Origin of the sequence: Candidatus Accumulibacter sp. ACC012 (genome assembly GCF_907163155.1) — a bacterium.
GTDB classification, from domain to species: domain Bacteria; phylum Pseudomonadota; class Gammaproteobacteria; order Burkholderiales; family Rhodocyclaceae; genus Accumulibacter; species Accumulibacter delftensis.
Genome location: NZ_CAJQUC010000020.1, coordinates 40,911 through 62,250, shown reverse-complemented (window position 1 = coordinate 62,250; position 21,340 = coordinate 40,911). Strand labels below are relative to the sequence as shown.

General features: G+C 61.7%; 22 protein-coding genes. 9 read left to right on the top strand and 13 right to left on the bottom strand.

Annotated elements, in window-relative coordinates:
- Positions 1 to 191 precede the first annotated feature (191 nt).
- From QZ648_RS19670 to QZ648_RS19660, 3 genes are all read left to right on the top strand, one after another.
- Positions 192 to 1,088 carry a GNAT family N-acetyltransferase gene (locus tag QZ648_RS19670; RefSeq protein WP_169065395.1) on the top strand — a complete coding sequence of 299 codons (897 nt, stop codon included), beginning with the start codon at positions 192 to 194 and terminating at the stop codon, positions 1,086 to 1,088.
- 14 nt (positions 1,089 to 1,102) lie between these two features.
- Positions 1,103 to 2,590 (top strand): PIG-L family deacetylase, encoded by a 1,488-nt coding sequence (locus QZ648_RS19665; protein WP_291998049.1) that lies wholly within the window; start codon positions 1,103 to 1,105, stop codon positions 2,588 to 2,590.
- A 216-nt stretch (positions 2,591 to 2,806) separates the two neighbouring features.
- On the top strand, positions 2,807 to 3,004 hold the full coding sequence (locus QZ648_RS19660; protein ID WP_169065397.1) for a DUF3460 family protein: 198 nt from the start codon (positions 2,807 to 2,809) through the stop codon (positions 3,002 to 3,004).
- A 134-nt stretch (positions 3,005 to 3,138) separates the two neighbouring features.
- On the opposite strand, the gene QZ648_RS19655 is transcribed toward QZ648_RS19660, so the two are convergent.
- Complete coding sequence (locus QZ648_RS19655) at positions 3,139 to 5,829, bottom strand: bifunctional acetate--CoA ligase family protein/GNAT family N-acetyltransferase (protein WP_169065398.1); 2,691 nt, start codon at positions 5,827 to 5,829, stop codon at positions 3,139 to 3,141.
- Positions 5,830 to 6,039: 210 nt separating this feature from the next.
- Positions 6,040 to 6,489, bottom strand: coding sequence for an OsmC family protein (locus tag QZ648_RS19650; protein WP_169065399.1), 450 nt, complete (start codon positions 6,487 to 6,489; stop codon positions 6,040 to 6,042).
- Positions 6,490 to 6,539: 50 nt separating this feature from the next.
- On the opposite strand from QZ648_RS19650, the gene QZ648_RS19645 reads away from it, so the two are divergent.
- A complete protein-coding gene (locus QZ648_RS19645) occupies positions 6,540 to 7,103 on the top strand; it encodes a class I SAM-dependent methyltransferase (RefSeq protein WP_248595220.1) in 564 nt (187 codons plus the stop codon).
- Between the two features lie 40 nt (positions 7,104 to 7,143).
- On the opposite strand, the gene mnmH is transcribed toward QZ648_RS19645, so the two are convergent.
- Together mnmH and QZ648_RS19635 are read right to left on the bottom strand one after the other, a co-directional pair.
- Entirely contained in the window at positions 7,144 to 8,196 is a 1,053-nt protein-coding gene (mnmH, locus tag QZ648_RS19640) for a tRNA 2-selenouridine(34) synthase MnmH (protein ID WP_169065401.1), read from the bottom strand.
- Between the two features lie 43 nt (positions 8,197 to 8,239).
- Entirely contained in the window at positions 8,240 to 8,857 is a 618-nt protein-coding gene (locus QZ648_RS19635; RefSeq protein ID WP_169065402.1) for an arylesterase, read from the bottom strand.
- A 27-nt stretch (positions 8,858 to 8,884) separates the two neighbouring features.
- Between QZ648_RS19635 and QZ648_RS19630 the strand changes: the two genes are divergently transcribed.
- Positions 8,885 to 9,574, top strand: a complete 690-nt coding sequence (locus tag QZ648_RS19630; protein ID WP_169065403.1) for an ABC transporter ATP-binding protein — start codon at positions 8,885 to 8,887, stop codon at positions 9,572 to 9,574.
- Between the two features lie 94 nt (positions 9,575 to 9,668).
- Positions 9,669 to 10,124 (top strand): hypothetical protein, encoded by a 456-nt coding sequence (locus tag QZ648_RS19625; RefSeq protein WP_291998048.1) that lies wholly within the window; start codon positions 9,669 to 9,671, stop codon positions 10,122 to 10,124.
- Positions 10,125 to 10,132: 8 nt separating this feature from the next.
- On the opposite strand, the gene hpnE is transcribed toward QZ648_RS19625, so the two are convergent.
- From hpnE to hpnC, 3 genes are all read right to left on the bottom strand, one after another.
- Positions 10,133 to 11,440, bottom strand: a complete 1,308-nt coding sequence (hpnE, locus tag QZ648_RS19620; protein ID WP_169065405.1) for a hydroxysqualene dehydroxylase HpnE — start codon at positions 11,438 to 11,440, stop codon at positions 10,133 to 10,135.
- Positions 11,437 to 12,270, bottom strand: coding sequence for a presqualene diphosphate synthase HpnD (gene hpnD / locus QZ648_RS19615; RefSeq protein WP_169065406.1), 834 nt, complete (start codon positions 12,268 to 12,270; stop codon positions 11,437 to 11,439). Before hpnD ends, hpnE begins: the two co-directional genes overlap by 4 nt.
- A gap of 61 nt (positions 12,271 to 12,331) precedes the next feature.
- Positions 12,332 to 13,141: a squalene synthase HpnC gene (gene hpnC, locus QZ648_RS19610; RefSeq protein WP_291998047.1), complete on the bottom strand. Its 810-nt coding sequence runs from the start codon at positions 13,139 to 13,141 to the stop codon at positions 12,332 to 12,334.
- A gap of 412 nt (positions 13,142 to 13,553) precedes the next feature.
- Between hpnC and QZ648_RS19605 the strand changes: the two genes are divergently transcribed.
- Entirely contained in the window at positions 13,554 to 13,925 is a 372-nt protein-coding gene (locus QZ648_RS19605; protein ID WP_291998046.1) for a VOC family protein, read from the top strand.
- 134 nt (positions 13,926 to 14,059) lie between these two features.
- Positions 14,060 to 14,422, top strand: coding sequence for a hypothetical protein (locus QZ648_RS19600; RefSeq protein ID WP_291998045.1), 363 nt, complete (start codon positions 14,060 to 14,062; stop codon positions 14,420 to 14,422).
- A 243-nt stretch (positions 14,423 to 14,665) separates the two neighbouring features.
- Here the strand turns inward: QZ648_RS19600 and QZ648_RS19595 are convergent, their stop codons facing one another.
- The 5 genes from QZ648_RS19595 to QZ648_RS19575 form a co-directional block, all read right to left on the bottom strand.
- Complete coding sequence (locus QZ648_RS19595) at positions 14,666 to 14,953, bottom strand: addiction module antidote protein (RefSeq protein WP_291998044.1); 288 nt, start codon at positions 14,951 to 14,953, stop codon at positions 14,666 to 14,668.
- Complete coding sequence (locus tag QZ648_RS19590) at positions 14,950 to 15,255, bottom strand: type II toxin-antitoxin system RelE/ParE family toxin (protein WP_291998043.1); 306 nt, start codon at positions 15,253 to 15,255, stop codon at positions 14,950 to 14,952. Before QZ648_RS19590 ends, QZ648_RS19595 begins: the two co-directional genes overlap by 4 nt.
- A gap of 432 nt (positions 15,256 to 15,687) precedes the next feature.
- A complete protein-coding gene (locus QZ648_RS19585; RefSeq protein WP_291998042.1) occupies positions 15,688 to 16,665 on the bottom strand; it encodes a hypothetical protein in 978 nt (325 codons plus the stop codon).
- A gap of 394 nt (positions 16,666 to 17,059) precedes the next feature.
- The gene (locus tag QZ648_RS19580) at positions 17,060 to 17,269 is read right to left on the bottom strand and encodes a hypothetical protein (protein WP_291998041.1); all 210 of its coding nucleotides are present in this window, start codon (positions 17,267 to 17,269) and stop codon (positions 17,060 to 17,062) included.
- Between the two features lie 246 nt (positions 17,270 to 17,515).
- Positions 17,516 to 17,905: a hypothetical protein gene (locus tag QZ648_RS19575; protein ID WP_291998040.1), complete on the bottom strand. Its 390-nt coding sequence runs from the start codon at positions 17,903 to 17,905 to the stop codon at positions 17,516 to 17,518.
- A gap of 1,023 nt (positions 17,906 to 18,928) precedes the next feature.
- Between QZ648_RS19575 and QZ648_RS19570 the strand changes: the two genes are divergently transcribed.
- Positions 18,929 to 19,738 (top strand): class I SAM-dependent methyltransferase, encoded by an 810-nt coding sequence (locus tag QZ648_RS19570; RefSeq protein WP_291998039.1) that lies wholly within the window; start codon positions 18,929 to 18,931, stop codon positions 19,736 to 19,738.
- A gap of 267 nt (positions 19,739 to 20,005) precedes the next feature.
- On the opposite strand, the gene QZ648_RS19565 is transcribed toward QZ648_RS19570, so the two are convergent.
- The gene (locus tag QZ648_RS19565) at positions 20,006 to 21,301 is read right to left on the bottom strand and encodes an ISL3 family transposase (protein ID WP_291996641.1); all 1,296 of its coding nucleotides are present in this window, start codon (positions 21,299 to 21,301) and stop codon (positions 20,006 to 20,008) included.
- Positions 21,302 to 21,340 lie beyond the last annotated feature (39 nt).

Below are 21,340 nucleotides of genomic sequence, written 5' to 3'. Positions count from 1 at the left end.
GCCATAGCCTGCGCTTATCGCGAACGCGGGGCATACGGCGTCGTAATTGGTTTATCCTTCCAGCCTTGGCTGTGGTTCGTTTGCACAGTTCAACGACACCCCACCACGAGCATCCGGAGATTCCTCCAGGCGCTGCGAACCGCGAGGACTCCGGCTGTCATGACCCGCTTCTGCACACACTCCGCCGGCGCATGTTGAATCGCCTGCGAGTCTGGCGCGAGCGCGGCTGGACAGCAATCGATGCCGCCGCTTATGCCGCCGCCTGGCAGCGCTGCGGCGGCAGCATGTTCACCCATCCGCTGGTCGTCGAGCGCCTCTCGGCGCTGGCGGGGATCCCGGTGCGCTACCTCGGTTATTTCTCCGGCGAGGAGTTGCTGGCGGCGATTCCCTGCTGGGGGCGCTACCTCGCGTTGTCGAAGGAGGTGCTGAAAACACGCGGTCAGCGCGAGCTGTTCGATCTGGGCAATGCCGAAGTGATCTTGCCGATCGACGCGCAGGCCTGTGTGCCGGTACGCCAGCGCATGCGTTACGTATCCGAGCTCAACGCCGGACGGATCAGCGAACTCAAGGCGCAGCCGGAAGGCTTGGCGCTGGCGCGTGCTCCCGAGGACTACTCGAAGAAGTTTCGCTACAACCAGCGGCGCGAGCTGCGCCTGCTCGAAGAGGCAGGCGGGCAGGTGCGCCAGATGCTGGACTTCTCGCCGCGCGAGCAGGCCAGCATGTATGCCGATCTCTTCCGGCGCCGCTGGGGTTTCGCGGCCAGGGGGCATGCGCATCTGGCTGAAGTGTTCGCGCTGCTGCGCGAATTCATGACCGGGGCCATCCTTTTTCGCCAAGAGCAGCCCATTGCCGTGCAGATTCTCTATCGCGTCGAAGCTCCGGCGTGGATTTCGCTCGAATACATCAATGGCGGTGTCGATCCCGAAACGCGTGACTTCAGTCCCGGAAGCGTGCTCAGTTTCATCAATACGCAGAGCGCCTGGGCAGACGCGCGCGCGCTCGGCAAGCCTTTGCGCTTTTCCTTTGGTCGTGCTGATCGCGAGTACAAGGATCGCTGGTGCCACCGCGTGCCGGCCTATCGAATTTAGGAAGCAGCAGGCCCATGACTGCAAGAAAACAGCAACTGTTGAAGCGCTATCGCCAGCGCAAGCGCCTCTTTCTGCTGGCAGCCCTGATACTCCTCGTCGCCCTTGGTTTCTTCCTTGCCTGGTGGCTGCTGCCGCTCTTGTCGCTGTGCGCCTGGGTGGCGCACGAAGCCTGGTTTGCCGACCACCTGTTCTATTCGCCGCAGGACGACTACCAATATGCTTTCCCGGCCGAAACGGCGCAGCAGACCGTCTCCCTGAGTGACGGGCGAGTGCAGTTGAGCGTACCGCTGGCGGCCGGCGAGACGCTGCTTCTCGGGCTGCACCTACGCAGTACCCTGCTCGGTCACTGTCTGGACCCACAGGTTGTCCTCGGCGACGACCGGCAGGATTTTGAGCGCGGCGTCAGAGGGCGGCGCTATCTGAACCTGTCCGGGCAAGCAGCGGCACTGGCCAGCGGCGAGTTGTCGATCTGTGGCCGCTTCTGCCGCCTGCCGGCGACCGCCACCCTCTACGTGCTGGGCAACCCCGACTACGCGCAACGGCGAATGATGCTCATCGCGCCACACGCCGACGACGCCGAACTGGCGGCTTTTGGCCTCTATAGCCGTGCTGCCGGGGCCGCCCAGACTGGCCAGGGCCCCGAGCTCAGCATCGTCACCCTGACCCAGGGCGAGATCGAAGCCGACCGCTATCGCTGCCTGGATCTGGAAGCGGCTGCCGCGGCACGCCTGAAAGGGCGCTTGCGGACCTGGGACAGCCTGGCCGTGCCCCTCTGGGGAGGTGTCCCGCAGAGCCGATGCGTGCAGTTGGGCTACTACTGCCTGCAACTGCCGGCGATGCTTTCCGAACCCGAGCGCGCGTGGGCTTCACGCGAGTCGGCTGAAGCCGATGTGCGCTCGGCGCGAGCGCATAATCCGTTTCCTCTGCCGGCCGATGCCGACGGCCTGCCGTGCGGGAAAAATCTGCTGGCCGATCTGGTTGCCCTGCTCGAGCACTTCCGCCCCGAAGTCGTCGTCATGCCGCACCCCGAGCTGGATCCGCACGCCGACCACGTGGCCGGCGCGCAGGCGCTGCTGCTGGCGGTCGAGCGCTCGTCCTGGAAGCCCGCAACCAGCCTCCTCTACGCCAATCACCTGCACGACAACGACCGCTGGCCAATGGGTCCGGCGGGGCAGGGCGTCGCCCTGCCGCCAGTGCTGTCGCCGCTACCGCCCGATGCCCTGTGGAGCCCCTGCCTGAGCGCCGCCACGCAACTCGACAAGGCCATGGCACTGGCCATGCAGCACGACCTGCAAGGATCGCTACCGTTCAAGAAACGCTTGCGGCGCGCGATCCAGAAACTGCTCGCCGCTCGTCAATGGCCGGCCAGCGGTGAGAACGAGTTCTTTCGCAAGGCCGTTCGTCGCCATGAGCTGTTCTGGGTTCGCCCCTTCGATCAGCGGCGCCCGGCGGGCCGTGATCGTCTGGGCGTCGCTGACAGTCCACCGGCAGCCAGCGTATAATCCCTGACTTGACGATGTCGCTGATTAAGGCGATTTCTGTCAAACAACCTACCATCTTGCTTGTCTTTTCGCCCGTCTTCTGTGTCACGACAACAGTTACATAGTTTGACTATGCGCCTGGTGTCGCGCCTTGAAGCCGACCGAAAATCCGGCGCAATCTGGTACGTTCTTTTCCGGCAATCGCCTAAAGCTGTTTTTTCATGGGGAGTAGGCCAGATGGCCTTGTACGAATCCGAGCACACCAAGTTTATGCGCGAGATGCTGGCCCAGCACCCGGAGTGGCTTGAAGACCAAAGCCGTGGTCGGGCGATTTTCTGGGACAAGAAGACCGATCTCGACGAGCAGCGAGCCTACCGGGAAGCCAGCGAGCCGCCTCGCCCCTATCCCTACGACGTCAATTTCGAACAGCAGTAGGCCGCTTCTTCAGGGAGTTTGCGGCAAAAAGCGACCAGGCCCGCACAGGGTCTGGTCGCTTTTTGCCGCTGCTCCGACTTGAACGGTGGGGCCAAGACGGCACCCGGCCCGCTAACCGCGAAGCGGACAGGCCTTTAAGTGTTAAGGGGCTTGATGACGCGCTTGACTGCCGGGTCGTCGGGGTGTGGGTGAATCGTGAAACCGAGCTTGGTCATCAGACTGAACATCTTGGTGTTCATCGACAGCACGTCGCCGACGACCGTCCGGTAGCCTTTGGCGCGCGCGCAGGCGATTAGCGCGCTCATCAGCTTGCGGCCGACGCCGTGCTTTTGCCAGTCATCGGCGACGGCCAGGGCAAACTCGACCGATTCGCCGTCCGGGTTGGTCACGTAGCGGGCGACGGCGATCTGCACTTCCTTGCCTTCACCGTCGAGGATTGTCGCGATCAAGGCCATTTCGCGGTCGTAGTCGATCTGCGTGAAGCGTACCAGCATGGTCTGCGTCAACTCGCGGATGGTGTCCATGAAACGGTAGTACTTGCTTTCCTCGGACATCGAGATGACGAACTGCTTTTCGCGCTCGGCGTCTTCCGGGCGGATCGGGCGGATGGTGACCATGCGGCCATCGGGCAATTCCCAGTCCTGGATCAGATGCACCGGGTAGGGGTGGATCGCCATATGCGAATAGCGGTCGCCCGATGGCGCCGCGTAGTCGATCACGATGCGCGCGTCGGCGGCGATGGCGCCGTTCTCGTCGACGATCAGCGGGTTGAGGTCGAGTTCCTGCAATGACGGCAGCTCGCAGATCATTTGCGAGACGTGCAGCAGGACGTCTTCCAGGGCTTCGAGGTTGACCGGCGGCATGTTGCGGAACTCGTCGAGCAGTTTCGACACCCGCGTCGACGCAATCAGGTCACGCGCCAGGAAGCGGTTGAGCGGTGGCAGGGCGACTGCCCGGTCGCTGAAAACCTCGACCTCGGTGCCGCCGGCGCCGAAAGTGATGATCGGACCAAAAATCGGATCGCGCGACACGCCGATCATCAGCTCGCGACCGTGCGGGCGCGCCAGATAGGGTTCGATCGAGACGCCATTGACGCGCGCCGTCGGGTGCCGTTTCTTGATCGTTTCGATGATGTCGTGATAGGCGTTGCGAACGGCCGGCGCATTGGTGATGTTCAGCCGCACGCCGCCGATTTCGCTCTTGTGGACGATGTCCGGCGAATCGATCTTCATGGCAATCGGGAAACCGATCTGTTCGGCCAGCAGCAGCGATTCGGTTGGCGTGTGCGCGACCATGGTCTGCGCGACCGGAATGCGGAAGGCGCGCAGGATCGCCTTCGATTCCATTTCCGAGAGAATCTTGCGGCGTTCGTGCAGTACCGCGTCGATCAACATCTTGGAACCTTCGGTTTCCGGGCGCGCGTCCTTGGACAAGGGCGCCGGGGTCTGCAAGAGGAGCTTCTGGTTCCAGTAGTAGGTCGAGATATGGTAGTAGAGCTCGACAGCGGTTTCCGGCATGCGAAAAGACGGGATACCGGCTTCTTCGAGCATGGCGCGTGATTCCCCGACCTGCTCCTCGCCCATCCAGCAGGTGAGAATCGGCTTGGCGGTCAGCAGGTCGACTTCGATGACGGCTTTGGCGACTGCCATCGGGTCAGTCATTGCCTGCGGTGACAGCATCACCAGAACACCGTCGACTTCGCTGTCCTCGGCAACGGCGAGAATCGCGTCGTGATAACGCTTGGCGGTCGCATCGCCTTCGATGTCCACCGGATTGCGTTGCGACCAGGTCGCCGGCATTTTCGCGTTGAGCACCTGCATGGTGCTTGGTGACAACTCGGCAAGCGGGATATCGAGGTCGCCGGCACGGTCGGCAGCCATGGCTCCGGGTCCGCCACCGTTGGTGATGATCGCCAGGCGCTTTCCTTGCGGACGGAATTTCGAGGCCAGCGCCTTGGCGGCGTAGAACAGCTGCCCGATGTTCTTCACCCGCACCACGCCGGCACGGCGCACGGCGGCATCGAAAACGATATCCGAGCCGGCGGCCATGCCGGAATGCGTTTCGACGGCTGCCAGTCCGCCAGCGTGGCGACCGGCCTTGAGCAGGACAATCGGCTTGACGCGCGCCGCCGAGCGCAGCGCGCTCATGAAGCGGCGGGCGTCGCGAATGCCTTCGACGTAGAGCAGGATGTAATGGCTGCGGTTGTCATAGATCAGGTAGTCGAGGATCTCCCCGAAATCGACGTCGGCGGTGCCCCCCAGCGAGATGACGCTGGAAAAGCCGATGCGGTTGCTGGAGGCCCAGTCGAGAACGGCCGAGCAGATGGCGCCCGACTGCGCAACCAGCGCCAGATTGCCGACGTGCGCGTGCACGCTGGCAAAAGTGGCATTCAGGCCAAGGTCCGGACGAATGATCCCCAGGCAGTTCGGGCCGAGCAGGCGGACTCCGTAGCTGCGGGCGATCTCCATCATCTTGCGTTCGAGCGCAGCCCCCGAGTGCCCTGCCTCGGCAAAGCCGGACGAGATGACGATGGCGTTCTTGACGCCGCTGCGGCCGCATTGCTCGACGATTCTCGGCACCGTCTGCGGTCGGGTGACGATGACCGCGAGCTCGACACGGGCGCTGATCTCTTCGATGGACCTGTACGCAGGCACGCCCTGGACCGTGTCGTGCTTCGTGTTGATCGGATACAGACGACCTTTGTAGCCAGAATCGAGGATGTTCTTGAAGAGCACGTTGCCGACCGAGTTCGCTCGGTCGGAGGCGCCGATTACCGCGACAGATTTCGGTTCAAACAGCGTAGTGAGGTAGTGATGTTCTAGCATTGGGGACTTTCACCTCGTGTTTGTGAGGCGCGGTACAGGTTGATGTTGCACCGCATCAATTTACCACAGATGGCCCGTCGAGTCTCGAAATATGGCGGTCGCCCTGACCCCCAGCTGCGACATTTGTCACCCCTCGAGCATGCAGGGGAGCACCGCTACGCCCCCGAGTCGTGTTGTTTGCGGCTGCTTCCCAGTGCCCAGGAATTCGGCCTAGGCGGCGTTTGCTGCTGCCGCGCAAAGATCGCTGAGCCGACTGTCGATGCGTGTGTCGGATTGCAGGGTACGGTGCATTGGGCACTTGTTGGCGATGGCCAGCAGGCGCTGCCGTTGCTCCGCTGTCAGCTCGCCTTCCAGGGTGATCACGCGGGCAATGCGATCGACCGTGCCGCGGCCATTGTCAAGGTCGAGCTTGTCGTGTATCAGCGCGACGCTGACCCCGGTCAGCGGCCAACTCTTGTGTTGGGCATACATGCGCAGAGTGATCGAGGTGCAGGCGCCAAGGCCGGCGAGCAGGAAATCCATGGGTTCAGGGCCCGCGTCTTCGCCGCCCATGGCCAGAGGTTCATCGGCAATCAGCGTGTGCCTGCCGAGGCGAACTGTCTGTTGGTAGGGTCCCCGACCGTTTTCGCTAACGACCACGGGCGCTTTTTCTTGTGCCATGCTGTGCTCTCCGAAAAGGTTGGCTAATGATAAAGGAAGGAAGACCGCACATGGCAGCTTCTCCCGATGAATCGCCGCCATCTCCTCAATTCCACTCATCGCCCTGGATACGCCGTTTTGCGCGCCTGATCCCCGAGCATGGCGAGGTGCTTGATCTGGCCTGTGGGACTGGCCGCCATGCGCGTTTGCTGGCGGGGCTTGCTTACCAGGTCGAGGCGGTCGATCGCAGTCCCCTGGCGCTTGCGTCGCTGCAGGGCATCGCGCGGGTGACGCCGCGCCAGGCTGACCTGGAAGGCGGCAGTTGGCCATACCATGGCCGCCTGTTCGCGGGGATCGTGGTCACCAATTACCTCTATCGCCCGCGCATCGAAGAACTCCTGGCCTGCCTCGCCGAACCGGGGGTCCTGCTCTACGAAACCTTCATGGTCGGCAATGAGCGCTACGGCAAACCGTCGAATCCGGACTTTCTGCTGCGCTCGCAGGAGATGCTTGGCTGGGTGCGCGAGCGCGGCTGGCAGGTGGCGGCTTTCGAGGAAGGTCAGGTCGATGCGCCGAAGCCGGCAATGGTGCAACGCTTGTGCGGCACGCGAGGGGCGATTGCGGCTCGGCTCTGACGGCGACTCCCACTGCTGATCCGACTATTCGACTCCGCAACTATCCGCCGCAAATTTTCAGTGCCAGGGCTTCGACGCCGACCGGGGTCAGGTCGTCGCTGGTGAAGCGTGCGGGCGCTGCGAATCCGCCGTAGTTTCGCGTTTGCGAGCGACTGTAGAGCGGGTCGTAGTGCAGTTCGAGCAGTTCGCTGACCAGTTCTCGCCACTGCGCGTCGCGCACGTAGTCCTGCCAGCGCAGGAGGGTTTCCGCGCTCTGCAGGGTGCGCAAGGGATGCAGGCAGGCGTTCAGTCGTGCCGGGGCAAGCAGGAAATAATCGTAGTCGCGCAAGAGAAAATCGACCCGCGCGGCGAAAGACGCTTCGATAGTGAAGCATTCGCCGCCGCGCATCGTTTCGATCAGTGCGGCCGGCACTTGCAGCGAACCGATCTTGCGGCTTTCGGCTTCGACATAGATCGGGCGATTCGAGTCCAGTGCGCGCAGCGCGGTCAGCAATTGCGACTCGAACATTTTCTGTGACGGTTGCGCCGAGTCGGGCAGGACGCCCAGCACCGAACCCTTGTGGCAGGCCAGTTCCTCGAGATCGAGGACTTGCTCGCCGCGCCGGCCAATGGCCTGCAGAATGCGGCTCTTGGCGCTGCCAGTGGCGCCGCAGAGGACCTTGAACTGCAGTTTTCGCGGCAGCTCGGCGAGGTCTTCGACGACCAGGCGGCGATAGGCCTTGTAGCCGCCTTCCAACTGTAGCGCGTCCCAGCCGACACGCCGGAAAACGTAGGTCATGGCGCCGCTGCGCTGGCCACCACGCCAGCAGACGATCAGCGGGCGCCAGCTCTTCGCGCAGTCAAAGAACTGTGCCTGCAGATGCTTGGCAATGTTGGTGGACACGTAGGCGGCGCCAAGCTTTTTGGCCGCGAAGGGCGACACCTGTTTGTAGAGCGTACCGACTTCGATACGTTGCTGGTTGTCGAGTACCGGACAGTTGATCGAGCCCGGGATGTGGTCCTCGGCAAACTCGCCGGGCGAGCGAACGTCGATGACCTGGTCAAAGGTAGACAGTTCGCTGAGTTGTTCGAGGGTCGCGATATCGCGTTTCATACGGCTGCCTGCATGCTCGGCAAGTTCCTTGGTTGGCAGCCTGCTATTTTAGCAGCGGCGCCAGCCCTTGCCAGACGTTGTCGAGTAGCTGGGGTTGGGCGGCAGCGGTCGGATGCAGGTTGTCGGCCTGAAACAGTTGTGGCGTGGTCGCCACTCCAGCGAGCAGGAAGTCCACCAGTGCGGCCTTGCGGGCTTCGGCCACGGCACCGAAGCTGGCGTGGAATTGGCTCGCATACGCACCATAATTGGGCGGGATGCGCTGCCCGACCAGGAGCACCTGCGCCTTGCTATCCTTGGCGCTGGTGACGATGGCGCTGAGGTTCTCGCGCAGCTGCGCCAGCGGCAGGCCACGCAAGCCGTCGTTGGCGCCAAGGGCCACGATGACGATCTGTGGGGAGTGTTTTCGCAGTGCCGCGGCGATGCGCGTACGGCCTCCGGCGGATGTTTCTCCAGAGATGCTGGCATTGACGACGTTATAATCGAGCTTCTTCTCCTGCAAGCGTCGGCTTAGCAAGGCTGGCCAGGACGCCTCCTGGCGGATGCCGTAGCCCGCCGAAAGCGAATCGCCAAAGATCAGTATGGTACGCGCCGCCTGTGCAGCGGGGGCAAGTAGCAGCAATCCGGCGAGTAGCAGGGAGCGCAAGATCAATAAACGGAGCATGGTAGCGTGGTAGGAGATGCCGCAGCAATGGTGATAGAGGTTCGCGATCTGGCCAAACGGGTGGATAGCGGCGGCCAGCCGTTGACCATTCTGCACGAGATTTCGTTCGCCGTCGCGGCGGGCGAGACAGTGGCCATTGTTGGCGCCTCGGGTTCCGGCAAGTCTACCCTGCTTGGTCTGATGGCTGGCCTCGACCAGCCGAGTGCGGGCTCGGTGGTCCTGGCGGGCGAGAACCTGGGGACGCTGGATGAGGATGCGCGCGCCGTATTGCGTGGTCGGATGTTGGGTTTTGTCTTTCAGACTTTTCAGTTGCTGCCATCGCTGACGGCGATCGAAAATGTCATGTTGCCGCTGGAGCTGGCGGCTACGCCGAACGCTCGCAGCGAGGCTGAGCGCTGGTTGCAGCGGGTTGGGCTGGGGCACCGTCTGAAGCATTATCCGAAGCATCTCTCGGGTGGGGAGCAGCAACGCGTGGCTCTGGCCCGCGCCTTTGCCCCGCGGCCAGGACTGGTGCTGGCCGATGAGCCGACTGGCAACCTTGACGCGGTGACCGGACATCAGGTGATCGACCTGATGTTTGCGATCAACGCTGAAAGTGCGACGACCCTGATTCTGGTCACCCATGACGAGGAGATCGCCGCGCGTTGCCGTCGTCGCCTGCGTATGGAAGCCGGACAGCTGGAAGAAGTCAGTGCCGAGCCGCTGGAGAAGTCGTAGCAGGCTGGGCGAGAAACGAGGCGCCGAGGGAGGAGATGTCCCATTTCCTTCCGCGCTGGTAGTAACCACTGTAGTTCAATAGCTTAGGAATCTTATGTCGCTGATGGTCGAACGAGTAGCAAACCTCAAGACGCCGGAAGAGTGCACCATGTTCGAGAAGAACGTTCTCGAACGCGGGCGCCCCGACCTGGCGGTCGCGGCGCGCAAGCGTGCGCTCGAATTGCGTGCCGAGAAATACGGAGCGAACAGCGAGCCCGAACGGCAGTGCCTGGAGGCAGTTTATGCCTACGAAGGCGTGCTCTCGGCCAGGAATGGCAAGGCCACGCGCGATCTGCGTACCTGGCAGCTGATCAAGCGCCATGGCATCATCGGCGCCGTCGAGCGCGCCGTGAATCGTGACGTTGACGTCGGCAGCTATCCGGCACTGCTCGAACTGGGTCTCGAGGACTACGCTTTCGAGGAAGTCGTCCTCCGCCACTCCGAGCTCTTCTCTGCGGCGACCGTTGACTGCTCGCGGACGCGCCTCGAGAGCTGGAAAGCGCCCGCCTGAGCGCGCGCTCAGCTGCGGCTTTCGAGCAGTATGCCGCGCGCAGCGGCCAGGCCGCTGCGCACCGCTGCTTCGAGCGTCGCCGGGTAGTCGGCGCATACATAGTCGCCGGCCAGCCACAAACCGTTGCGCGCGGTGCGTGCGGCTGGGCGATGCAGGCCCGGGCGGCACGAGAACGTCGCGCGCTGTTCGCGGATCACCTGTTGCCATTCGATCGCCGGTAGGCGGGTGCACAGCGCTGCCGAGAGTTCGCTGTCGAGCTGCGCAACCAGCGTTGGCTTGTCGAGTTTCTCCCAGGCGCCATGGCCGCTGAGCACGAAGGCGATCACTCCTGGCGTGCCGCATAGCATGCCGCGATCGAAAACCCACTGCCCGATCTGGCCACCGTTCTGCGCTGCCAGGCCGAGCATCGGGAAAGGCAGGCGCAGCTGCGGTGGATAGCCGCAGTAGACGGTGGCGATCGGCTCGAAGCGATAGCCGGCGAGCAGCCGTGCGCTTTCGGCCGTCGCCGGCTGGCCGGCGAGCAAGGGCGCCGCGTGCTGCGGACCGACGGCGACGACTACGTAATCGAAGCGCTCGCCAGCGAGCTCGAAATTGTCGTCAATGCTCTCAATGCTTTCGATACGCGTCGCCAGGCGGATTTTCCCGCCGTGCGCAACGATGAAGCGGGCGGCAGCGGCCGGGAATACCTGCTCGAGGTCGGTTGCCGGCAGCAGCAGGTCGGTGGCCGCGCGGCCTCCGCCGAGGGTGTCGCGCAGCGTATTGACGAAAATCTGCGCCGATGCCTGCTCCGGCGCGGTGTTCAGCGCGGCCAGGCAAAGCGCCTCCCACAGATACCTGCGCAGCAGTCCGTGCTGGTGATGGCGATCGAGCAGTGCGCTGACCGTGCAGTCGGCGTCCAGGCGGTAGCGCACGCCCTGCAGAAAACGCATGAAGCGTACCGCGCCGATTTTCTCGGCGAAGCCGACGCCGCGCGCGCCGAGCAGGCCTGCCGCGAGGTGCCAGGGGGCTGGCAGCCGCGGCAGGCGCATCCGGAAGTGGTTGTTCTTGCCAGCCGGGAAATTCAGTTCGAGCGGCAGGCGCTTGAGCAGTTGCCTGGGGTCTGCGCCGACGTCCTTCATTAGCTCTAGCGTTTCCCGATAGGCGCCGATCAGAAGATGCTGGCCGTTGTCCAGACGCTGGCCGTGCGTCTCGACGCTGCGTGCCCGGCCACCGAGTTGTCTGGCGGCCTCGAAGAGTGTCACCTGTGCCCCTGACCGGGCCAGTTCGACGGCGGCGGCGAGACCTGCCCAGCCACCGCCGACGATCGCCGCTCTCATCCCCGCGCCCAGGTCCGCCAGGCGATCCACAGCTTGCGTATCGGGGTCAGTGAAGTGCGCTGGCTGAGGACTTGATAGCCATCGCGCTTGATCTCGTCGAGCAGGGTACGGTAAATCGCCGCCATCACCAGGCCAGGGCGTTGCGTGCGGCGATCGCTGGCCGGCAGGGCGTCGATGGCTTGCGCGTAGTAGCTCTCGGCACGTTCGACCTGGAAAGCCATCAAGCGCTCGAAGTTGTCGCTGTGGCGCGCGTTGAGGATGTCGGCGGCGGTCACGTCGAAGCGCTGCAGTTCGTCGATCGGCAGGTAGATGCGTCCCATGCGCGCGTCTTCGCCGACGTCGCGAATGATGTTCGTGAGCTGGAAAGCGAGGCCCAGATCGTGCGCGTATTTCTGCGTCTTGCGGTCCTGGTAGCCGAAGATCTCGGCCGCCAGCAGCCCGACGACGCTGGCGACACGGTAGCAATAGAGCGACAGCACCTTGAAGTCGAGGTAGCGCGATTGCTGCAGATCCATCTCCATGCCGTCGATGATTTCCTGCAATTGCTCTTCCGGAAGGTTGAATTCGGCGCAGGCTGCCTGCAGCGCCTGGGTTGCCGGATGCTGTGGTTTACCGCCGTAGACGCTGCTCAATTCCTGCCGCCACCAGGCCAGTTTGGTGGCCGCGATCTGCACGTCCTGACACTCGTCGACGACATCGTCGACTTCGCGGCAGAAGGCATAGAGCGCGGTAATCGCGCGGCGCTGGCTCGGCGGCAGGAAGAGAAAACTGTAGTAGAAGCTGGAACCGCTGCGGGCGGCTTTCTCTTGGCAGTATTCGTCGGGGGTCATTCGCAATCTCTGGAGGTGCACAGGGTCGCAATTCTCACATGACTTGCCCGGCTTGTAGCACTTACATGAACAGCGCGCGGCTGGCGATGAACAGGTAATCGCTCGGACCCAGCTGTGGACGCTGCTGGAAAACGTCGCCGTCGGTCTGCTCTATCCTTTCCAGGATGCGCAGGCCGCCCTGCACCGTCAAGCGTATTTCCCAGCCCATGCGCCCCGGCAGCTGGTGGACCAGCGCTGCGCCGGCGTTCATCAAGTCGCGTGTGCGTTCTACCTCGAAGGCGAGCAGCGCTGTCCATTCGGCGCTGCAGCGTCCGGAGGCGATCTGCGTTTCGCCGACGCCGAAGCGTTCGAGGTCGCTCTGCGGCAGGTAGACGCGGCCCTTCTGCCAGTCGATGGCCACGTCCTGCCAAAAATTGATCAACTGCAGCGCCGTGCAGATACAGTCCGAGCGGTGCAGATTCTCTTCGTTGGCGCGCCCGACGAGATGCACCAGCAGGCGGCCGACGGGATTCGCCGAGCGCCGACAGTAGTCGAGCAACTGCGGGTAATCGGGGTAGCGCTTGGTGACCACATCCTGCGCAAAAGCGTCGAGCAGGTCGCGAAACAAAGGCGTCGGCAGGTGCCATTCGGCGATGATCTCGGCCAGTTCGTTGAACGCTGGCCGGAGAGGTGCTGCGCCGCGTTCGATGCGTCCGATTTCTTCGCCATAGTCGGCGAGCCCTTGCAGACGTGCCGCGTCACTGGCGTCGCCTTCGTCGGCAATATCGTCGGCGCCGCGCGCAAAACGATAGATGGCCTCTATGGGTCGACGCAGGCGCCGGGGCAGCAGCAGCGAAGCGACGGGGAAGTTTTCGTAGTGATCGACGGGCATCGGTAGCGGCTGGGCGTGGCTGGTTGCGGTGAAGCGCGCGGCTTGAAGGGGTCCTCATGGGCAACGCGCAGGGAGTCAGGCGGTGGCTTTCTCTCCGGAACATCGGCGCGGGAAGGCAGTATAAATCGGCCATGGAAAGGAATCGTGGGAATCGTGGGGAGCGTGGAAAGTGCTGCATGTTCGCCTGCCATGGCGCTGTTGACGACAGACCCGGCCATTTCCAGGAATGACTGGCATTGGCCAGGCCTGCCTCCGCCGGCGGCACCGTGCTTGCCGAATGCGTGTGCCTGTTGTGCGGGCCGCTCCCGGCACACGGGACGGGCAGACCGGCGGCGATTCCTGCTTTCACCGCCGGGCATTTTCCGCTACTGTGCTCAGCTCGCAAAACCCACCCCAGCAAGGAGTTACAAACGTGATCGGATACGTAACCATCGGTGTAAGAGACATGGACAAGGCCAAGGCGTTTTACAGCGAACTGCTCGCTGACCTGGGCGCCAAGGTGTTGATGGACATGGGTCGCATCGCCTTTCTCGGCAGCAGTATGGACGCCCCGATGCTCAGCATTTGCGTCCCCTACGATAAAAACGACCCCAGCCCCGGCAACGGTAACATGGTCGCCATCAATCCCGGCTCCAAGGAAAAAGTCGACGAGCTGTACCGCAAAGCAATCGCTCTGGGCGCCAGCTCCGAAGGCGAGCCCGGCCAGCGTGTTCCCGATGTGTTCTACGGCGCCTATATCCGCGATGCGGATGGCAACAAGATCGCTTTCTTCCAGTTCGGCTAAGGCCGATAGCAGGCCTGGGAACACCAGGTCTGCTCGATTGCTTCACTTCAAACGGCTGCTTGTTCGGATTCCGTGCGTCGAGTTTGGGTGGTTTGTTGCCCTACGCCAACAAGAACTCAAGGAAGTCCGGCGCAGTGGACGATTCCGCTGCGCACGTCTACAAGCGCCTGTCGATCGTCAAGCCGGCGCCGCGCGAAATCGTTCACGATAACCAGGGCAATGTCGAGGTGGTGCTGGCCGTCGATCCGGCGCTCCACAGCCGGCGTGGTGACCGGATCCAGTTGCTGCTTGACGGTCATGCCCAAGGAGAACCGACAGCATCGCTCGCGCAAGTGCTGCACGACATAGAGCGGGGCGAGCATACGGCTGCCGCGCAGGTGGTCGACCAGCATGGCCGTGTGCTCATAGCGAGCGAACCGGTGACTTTCCTGCTGTACATTGCTTCGCCTCTTTTTCACCCGCCGCGGCCAGATACACCGCACACCGGAGTGCCTTGAGCGTCACCTGTATTGCGCATTGCCGCCGTTCAAGCGGGTTCGCGCAAAAGTGCTGGGTCGGCGAGGCCGGATGACCGCTTACTAAAAAACGCTACTCACCCTTTCGACGGGGAGGCAAGCACCAACGCCGAGGAAAGCAGAAGTTCAACGTCGAAGGTCACGGGCGGCCGAGCAAAGCGAGGGAACCACAAGCGCAGCTTGTGGCTGTCCCCTGGATCCGTAGTCTTCGGCGTCCGCCGGAAGTCATGGGTGAGCCGGTGAGGCAGAAAGCTTGACGCCGAGAGCCTGCAGAAGCTTGAGCATGGTGTCGTAGCGTGGCTTGGCGCCCGGTGTGAGGGCCTTGTAAAGACTCTCGCGGCCCAGGCCTGCATCTTTAGCCAGTTGGGTCATGCCCTTTGCTCGTGCGACATCCCTCACTGCAGTGAGAAAAACATCGGGGTCTGGGTTTTCAAGCGCCGCAGTCAGATACTCGGCGATGGTTTGTTCATCGTCGAGATAGTCAGCAGCATCAAAATGGGCGTACTTGGTCACGATTCCTCCTTCTCAATGGCTCTCGCCATTTCAATCGCACGCTTGATGTCGCGCTTTTGGGAGGATTTATTTTCTCCAAACAAAAGCAGATAGACCACATCGCCTCGACGAGTGAAGTACACGCGATAGCCCGGCCCGAAATGGACACGCATTTCGGAAACGCCTTCGCCGACAGGCTTACAGTCACCGAAGTTTCCGTGTTCCGCTGCGCGGATGCGGTGAATGATCCGGGCACGACCGACCTTGTCCTGTAGCGACGCCAGCCACGCGTCAAACTCATCAGAACGAAGAAAAGTGTTCATCAAGTCAGTGTATCCATATAGATACGCATGTCAACCTGAGCGGCGACCTGAAGGAAGACAATGTTTTGCAGATACGAGTCGTTGGGCTCTAATAGCGCCATCTGACCAACGCGAACACCTGCAGCCACCCGCTGCCAGAACCCAGGCCCACCCGGCCACCGTTCGCCGATGAAACACTTTCTACAGAAAGTAAGATCGCAAGGCTCTCATCCCCGAGCCTGCTGACGAAAGTCAGGCAAAGGCCCGCATCGGGCGGGCCTTTGCTGCTGGTCGAGTCACCGTTCGTGGCCGACGCCCGCCCGAGAGCATGAAATGACAAACGTCTAGGGCGCCGATGGGCGAGAGCGACCCAAGCCTAAGCCCGGTTCTCCTTTCCGCTGCACCTCACAAACCCCTGTTTCGGCAGCCGGGTGGTGGGTATGCAGGTGCGCCTCAAGCGGGCAGCGGCGCCGGCATGAAGGACACGCGACCGCTGCTCAGGTAGGCCTCGCAGCGTTCAATGTATTCGTGCGTGCTCTTGGGCATTGGCGTGCGTGCGCGCGCGATGTAGAACACCAGGTCGCGGCCGTTGCGCAGCAGTTGCAAGCCGTCCGATAGGCTGTGCAGCGGGCTGCCTGGGCGCTTTTCGCCCGCTTCCGCCGCCGCTTGCGGCGTGAAGTTTGCCAGTCGTTCACCGGCGGTGACCAGGTGCGACCAGACGTCGAAGATGCCCGGGTCGGTGCGTAGTGTTTCGCTTTTGACCTTGGCCGCGTTGGCGAAGTCTCGAATCGGTGTTTCGACCGCCTCGAACGTGGGAATGCGGCTGAAGGTGCTGATCATCGCCGCGGCGACCAGGTCGATGTCGCGCATGCTCTGGCCGATCTTGACGTAGCGGCTCTCGTAGAAGTCCTCGGCAGGTATCGAGAAGGCACGGAAGGGTTCGCCCCACAATTCGTCGATTCCTTCCTCGCCGCTGCGGTGCAGGACGTAGCGGCCGAGTTCCATGGCTTCGAGCAGGCAATGGCCGCATTCGCGCATCAGGGCATTGTCACAGAGAATGTCGATGCCATCTGCCTGCAACTCGACCAGTCGCCTGAAGATGTCGGTGGCGCGGTTGAAGAGGGCGCCGGCGAGCATCCCGGCCTTGACCCGCCGCCGCGCCGGCTCGGTTTCCGTCGCGTAACTCTGCCGCGCTTCGCCTAGTCGGCAGCCTGGAATGTTGAGTCCATGCTCGGTGTGATTGAACAGTCGCCGGGCGAGTGCTTCGATCAGCGATTTCTTTCCTTGCAGCGAATCGACCGGTACCGGATAGGTCTTGATCCAGTAGCCGTCGTAGAGCACACGTTCTTCGTCGGCGATGACTCTTCGCGTTCCCTCGGTCGGCAGTTGCTCACAGGTCGAGGCAGGTTCGAGGCGGTATACATTGTTCATCAGGCTGACTTCCAGAAGACGGTTGTCAGACCTGCAGCAAGAATCATGCTCGTGTTGCATGGCTTGGTACGGATTTTCACAACTCCTACTGCACTGCTTTTATACGATAAATTTTCTTCAGTAGATACGGCACTGCCAGGTGCGCTCCCGGGAGGTGCATTGCGGGTCCGGAAACGGTATTTTCTGCACCGCGAAGGCACATCGCTTCCAGCCCCCCCTGAGGGCTCGTTGGGAAAATTTCAGGCAAGCAGCGCGACGGCCCTGATCTGCGCCTGAAGTGCCAGGACGGGGCAGACTGTCAGCGTGGCGGCCGAGCGCCTGGTGATCTGGGCGAGCAGCAGTTCTCCGGCAACATCGAGGCGGAGGAGAAGGTGCGCGGGCGTATCGCAGGGGCTCAGTTCGACGGCGCGGGCATCAATGCCGTTGGGAATGCTGGTAGGCCAAGCGGCAGCAGCGCCAGGCCGACATCGCGCGCATGGATGTCGCCGCGGACGCGAGCGCCGACTCGCTCGTCACGGCGAGAGACGTCGATCTGACCGTCGCAGAACGGCAGGCGGCTCAGGCCGTCAGTCCCCTGCGCCGCGACGCGTGTCTTGATGACCACGCCCCCACCACATCCCACCACCAACCGCACCGCTGAAGCTTGTCGGGCCAACCGATCGGCCCTGTTCGCCAGCGACCTCGAAGAGTCTTGCGGTAACACTCTGGACCGAGAACAGGCCGAGCAGCTTCCCGCTCTCCACCACCACGGGGATCGGGCTGCCGTGCTGGACGCGAAAGCGGATGCCTTCCCGGAGCGAGGAATCGGGATGCCTCACCTGGACCTTGCGTTTCATTACCGCGCCGAGTGCTACCGGCAACAGGCCGTGCTGAAGCAGACGGTGGATGGTCGAGCGGGCGAGGAAGCCACGGGCGACAGTGTGCCGGCCGCCTCGATCATTTGGCGAATCTTGCACAGCGAGCGCCGCGGGTTGTCGCGCTTGGCGGCGAGAATGGCGGCCTGGGTGGCGGCGGAGACCTTCGATTGCCCGCGGTCGGCGCGTACCTTTGGGGTCAGCCCATCGAGCTTGTGGAGGGGCCAGGCGTAGTACCAGGCCTGAATCGTCTTCGCGCTCAGATGCCGCCGACGAGTGCCGGGAATGGTGTATTCGCGACTCGCCAGTTTGCGCAGAATCTGTTGCAGTTCTCCCCGCTCCAGCCGCTCGCGGCTAATCAGCGGACACAGGACGGACAGGCTCATGGATTTATTCGCAGTTGTGCACATTTTCTGTGGATAAGTCTGTGAAGTAGTTGCCAAAAAACCCTTCAAACACCGCAAAGGCAAGGTGGCGGCCTACTTTGCCGTGAAACAAGGCACATAATTTACTGTTGTGAATCAACTGGATAGGAATAAGCTGCTGATCTGGAAAGGATTTGTGTCGGCTCTGTTAGGACGGTTCATTTTCTGTGTATAAGTAAAAAGGGGGCGTGTAAAAGGGCACGCTCTTGCTCTCAAATTCTGCTGCAGCGGTGCACCGTTTCGACGAGCGCTGCTACACATACAGGCGGGAAAGTTTTGAAATGCCGTGCCCGCGGTTGACGGTTGACGACGGGGCCGGTATTCCCGGAACCATAGCCGTCGCGAATTCTTTGCGCTTCGTGGCCAATCTTGTCAGGCGAGGCAAGGGCCCATTGGGATCGATCTGGTATTGCAGCGCGAGCTTGTGGCCGACGCACCGGCGCGCTTCACCAATGTCGATGCTCCAATCGAGACCCCGTGCGCGCCCGCTCTGGGAGAGCCAGGGTCAGGGCGCCATCCTGCGCGAGGACGAACCGCAGCCCCAACCGCTGCCGGAGCACGAATTTTTAACCAGCGCATTTGCCTGCTGGTAGCTACCAATGCGCAAAGGTCCAGGCTCGAGCAAGACGAGCGCTCAACGTCCGTCGTGCGAGAACTCGTGCTTGTGGTCGTATGACTTTTCACGGACTCCCGGGCCCAAATGCCGGATTGCCGGCGCTTGCCAAAGGCTCATATACTCTGGTTGGCAGCGTTGGATTCTTGCGGCGCCAGGAACAATAGCGGTCAGGGGCGAAGCTTAGGCGATTTCTGTCAAAGAACCTACCATCGTGCTTGTCTTTTCGCCCGTCTTCTGTGTTACGACAACAGTTACATAGTTCGACTATGCGCCTGTTGTCGCGCCTTGAAGCCGACCGAAAATCCGGCGCAATCTGGTACGTTCTTTTCCGGCAATCGCCTTAATTGGTTTTTGTTCTGGCAGTCGCGTTGTGGATCAGCGAAAAAATTTTCTTCAATCTCGTGAAAAGTGCTTTTTCAATGAACTCTCCGCTAATCATAGCTGCGTCGCCGATTTGGCAATCAAAAGCCGAGCTTTTCAGTAAAGCTCTAGGTTTTGTTTGTCTTTCTGGGAAAGGGCCAGGTCAGCTGTTGGAATCTGCTTCCAGCCTTGGAACAAGTTTGTATTTGATTGTTGGAGAAAGATTGCGACTTGATAACAAAAGCGGGTTGGCATTCGAGATTGACTTCGATCTTGATCATATTAATTATCGAAAAAGAGAAATTGGAAGAAAAAACCTCCTCGCCCGGGCGCTGGGAATAGAGAAAGGTATCACTAGAGTCGTGGACCTTAGTTGTGGATTGGCCCGCGACTCGGTGCTCTTGTCACAGTTGGGTTTTCAGGTTCAGGCCCATGAGCGGTGCGCGGTCTTGTGGTATATGCTTGTGGAGGCACAAAAACTATCGACGAGACCAGAAGTGAAAACGATTCGGTTTATTAATGAGAACAGTCTGAATGTGCTTTCCCGGTTATCCCAAGCGGATCTCAAGAAACAAAGTTTCTATTTTGATCCTATGTTTCCAGAAACAAAAAAAGATGCCCTTCCGAAAAAGGAAATGCAGATTTTTCGAGAGCTTGTGGGCCTAGATCTGGATTCCGTCGATGTTGTAAAACGGGCTGCCGAAGTGAAAGTCGCAAGGCTGGTTATTAAGAGGCCTCGCAAAGCTGAGCCGCTATTTGAGAAGCCGCGATATTTTTTGGAAGGCCGGCTGATTCGTTATGATGTCTATCAGTTTTAGAGCCTGCGGTCCGGATGGCCATTCCTCCATGGGGAGATTTTTGGCGGAGCTCTTTTTCCTTCGTGCCCGGGCGCAATTTTTCAATGGCATATATGAATGAGCGATCCGAATGAGGAATTTAAAACACGAAAAGCGGAGCAAGGCCGTGGCGCTACTCATCATTCCTTGCTGGGTGGACGTTCCGCAGCCGGAAGGCATTAAGGCAAGATCGACGTGCGTCCAGTGCTTGCCTCGCGATTGCTTGGCTCGAATCGCCAAGTCTGGGGTTTAGGTCGTTTCCTGTGGAACGGGCAAGAACGGGGCGAAGGGCGAGGCGGGCAAATGAGTGAGCTTCCCAGCGATAAGGTAGGCCATGGCGATGAAGTTTTCGACGCGGCGATAGCCGCGCGCCCGTGCGCGCGCCTCCTGGAGCGATCGATTCATCGCTTCGACGCGGCCGTTGTGTTTGCCGGCGTTAAAACCGTTGAGTACGCCAGGAAGATGCTTGCTGATCGTCCTGCCGAGGCGCTTGAATGGTTCGAGTCGGCAGCGGCTGGCCCAGCTGAGCCAGCGCTTGAGCAGGGGCGTGGCCTCGTCAGGTGTCGTGGCGGTGGCGTAGATGGAGCGCAGCGCCTGCTTGATCCGCCAGGCCCGTGCGGTCTTGAGGTTCGAGCGCTGCAACCAGTGCATGGTCTCGGTTTGTTTGACGGTCCAGTCGGCGGGCTTCTTGTGCAGGCCCCAGCGGGTGCCCTTCAGTTCGGGTTCGCTCTTGACCTCTGCTCGTCGCACCTCGTCCAGCGCCGTGCTGCTCAGAGCAACGACGTGAAAGCGGTCAAAGCAGACCTCGGCTGCTGGAAAGTGCTCGGCGGCGCCGGCCTGGAACGAGCCGCTCATGTCCATGCTGACATGGGTGATCGCGGTCGGCTGACCACCATGCTCGGTAAGGTCGCTGGCGAACTTCCCGAGCGTGGCCTTGTCCCGTCCCGGCGTCGCAAACAGCAAGCGCTGTGCATCAAGATCATAAAAAACAGAGATGTACGTCTGGCCGCGCTTACTGGCGGTCTCATCGACGCCAATCACGCGAACCTCGGCATGACTTTCCTGCGCACGCGCTTGGCCCACATGATGATTGATCACGCGCCACAGTCTGCGACTGCGCACACGCAGCAGTCGGCCGGCCGCCAGGACCGACATGGTCGGCGCCAGCATCAGCGTCAAAGCCTCGAACAGCAGGGTGAAGCGACTGCCTTCTCGCGCCCAAGGCACGGCGATCTGCGTGACCTTGCCGCAACCGGCACAGGCCACTCGCGGCACCTCGGCATGCAGGTGGGCTTCGTACTGAAAGAAATCCATATGGCGCCAGGAACGCGCCAAGCGGTCATGCAGCGGCTGCGCTGCCGCACCGCAAGCCGGGCAAGCATGATTGGCCGCGCCAAATCGGACCTGGAAATCGATCCGTCCCGACTCTGGCTTGAAGATGACTTCAGCTACCTGCCAAGGAGCAACGAGGCCCAGAGCCTGGGTGAACAGCGTTTCAATCATGAGGAAGAGGCCGCGAGAGGAAAGGCCGCTATTGTCCTCCATGCCGAGGGCGGCAGACTGCCTTCCTCGGCCCGGAGGAAG

Coding starts and splice junctions, on each gene's coding strand:
- QZ648_RS19565 (WP_291996641.1), bottom strand. CDS start 21,301: ATGGAGGACAATAGCGGCCTTTCCTCTCGCGGCCTCTTCCTCATGATT.
- QZ648_RS19645 (WP_248595220.1), top strand. CDS start 6,540: ATGGCAGCTTCTCCCGATGAATCGCCGCCATCTCCTCAATTCCACTCA.
- QZ648_RS19590 (WP_291998043.1), bottom strand. CDS start 15,255: ATGAACACTTTTCTTCGTTCTGATGAGTTTGACGCGTGGCTGGCGTCG.
- QZ648_RS19660 (WP_169065397.1), top strand. CDS start 2,807: ATGGCCTTGTACGAATCCGAGCACACCAAGTTTATGCGCGAGATGCTG.
- hpnD (WP_169065406.1), bottom strand. CDS start 12,270: ATGACCCCCGACGAATACTGCCAAGAGAAAGCCGCCCGCAGCGGTTCC.
- QZ648_RS19655 (WP_169065398.1), bottom strand. CDS start 5,829: ATGCTAGAACATCACTACCTCACTACGCTGTTTGAACCGAAATCTGTC.
- hpnC (WP_291998047.1), bottom strand. CDS start 13,141: ATGCCCGTCGATCACTACGAAAACTTCCCCGTCGCTTCGCTGCTGCTG.
- QZ648_RS19630 (WP_169065403.1), top strand. CDS start 8,885: ATGGTGATAGAGGTTCGCGATCTGGCCAAACGGGTGGATAGCGGCGGC.
- QZ648_RS19665 (WP_291998049.1), top strand. CDS start 1,103: ATGACTGCAAGAAAACAGCAACTGTTGAAGCGCTATCGCCAGCGCAAG.
- QZ648_RS19635 (WP_169065402.1), bottom strand. CDS start 8,857: ATGCTCCGTTTATTGATCTTGCGCTCCCTGCTACTCGCCGGATTGCTG.
- QZ648_RS19585 (WP_291998042.1), bottom strand. CDS start 16,665: ATGAACAATGTATACCGCCTCGAACCTGCCTCGACCTGTGAGCAACTG.
- QZ648_RS19575 (WP_291998040.1), bottom strand. CDS start 17,905: ATGAGCCTGTCCGTCCTGTGTCCGCTGATTAGCCGCGAGCGGCTGGAG.
- mnmH (WP_169065401.1), bottom strand. CDS start 8,196: ATGAAACGCGATATCGCGACCCTCGAACAACTCAGCGAACTGTCTACC.
- QZ648_RS19625 (WP_291998048.1), top strand. CDS start 9,669: ATGTCGCTGATGGTCGAACGAGTAGCAAACCTCAAGACGCCGGAAGAG.
- hpnE (WP_169065405.1), bottom strand. CDS start 11,440: ATGAGAGCGGCGATCGTCGGCGGTGGCTGGGCAGGTCTCGCCGCCGCC.
- QZ648_RS19670 (WP_169065395.1), top strand. CDS start 192: ATGTTGAATCGCCTGCGAGTCTGGCGCGAGCGCGGCTGGACAGCAATC.
- QZ648_RS19650 (WP_169065399.1), bottom strand. CDS start 6,489: ATGGCACAAGAAAAAGCGCCCGTGGTCGTTAGCGAAAACGGTCGGGGA.